At 67.1% G+C, this 1111-nt stretch carries 1 protein-coding gene; it reads right to left on the reverse strand.

Going from position 1 to position 1111, the window contains the following annotated elements:
• Positions 1 to 1084, reverse strand: a 1084-nt coding sequence (locus tag IEZ06_RS35820) for an IS630 family transposase (protein WP_229799180.1), incomplete at its 3' end; no start/stop codon positions are given.
• Positions 1085 to 1111 lie beyond the last annotated feature (27 nt).

The following is a 1111-nucleotide window of genomic DNA, read 5'->3' on the forward strand; positions in this document are numbered from 1 at the left end:
CATGGCGGTTGCGCCAGATGATGTAGCGGCGGATCATGCTGCCCTGCTCCTTGTGGCCGGCATGGTCGGTACCGTCCAGGGCGAAGTAGCGCAGCGCGGTGAACTGGGCCTCGATCCGATTCAGCCACGAGCTGTTGGTCGGGGTGTAGGCGATCTCGACGTTGTTCGCTCCGGCCCAGTCACCGACCCGGCCGTCCCGCTTCGTGCTCAGGTGCGGAGAGAAGTTGTCGCACACGATCGCGATACGCACCTCGGGCGGATACAGGCTGCGCAGATAGCGGCAGAACTCCAGGAACCTGGTGCGGTGCTTCCTCGGCTTGATGTGGCCATACAGCTTGTCCTTGCCCAGGTCGTAGGCGGCGAACAGATGCCGGACCCCGTGCGGCCGGGTATAGGTCGCCCGCCGCCGGGGCCGGGGCTCACGATCGGGGTCCTTGTGCCGCCCACCGCGTTCGGCCCACTGGCGGCCCGGATGCGGCTGCAGGTTGAGCGGCCCGAACTCGTCCAGGCAGAAGACGACCTCGGGTTCACCGTCCTCGGCAACGACCTCGCCGTCGGCGATCGCGTACAGGTGCTCCACTCGGGCCTTCTTGGTGGCGTAGTCCGGGTCGCGGGAGGTCTTCCAGGTCTTCAGGCGTTGAAAGGAGACGCCCTCCTCGCGGAGCAGGACCCGAAGGCCCTCGTGGCTGATGTCGTCGACCACCCCCTCGGCGACCAGGAAGTCGGCCAGCTTGGCCAGGCTCCAGGTCGAGAACGGCAGGCCGTGCTCGACCGGCTTCGATTTGGCGATCTTCTTGATCTCGCGGCGCTCGGGCAGGGTGAAGGTCTTGGGCCGTCCGCCCCGGTACTTGGGCTGCAGGGAGTCGAAGCCGTCGGTGTTGAAGTTGTGGATGACGTCACGGACCCGGTCGGGGCTGGTGAACGTCACCTCGGCGATCTTCGTCACGGGCATGCCCTGGGCCGACAGCAGCACCATCTGCGCGCGCCGCCAGGTTACCACCGACCCAGTGCCGCGGCGGATGATCCGCAGCAGCCGTCGTCCTTCGTCGTCGTCGATCTCACGGACCTGTACGCGTTCAGCCACGCCGTTCATCATGGCGGCTCGGTGCCG

It is taken from the genome of Planomonospora antibiotica, from assembly GCF_014647955.1.
Lineage (GTDB): Bacteria > Actinomycetota > Actinomycetes > Streptosporangiales > Streptosporangiaceae > Planomonospora > Planomonospora parontospora.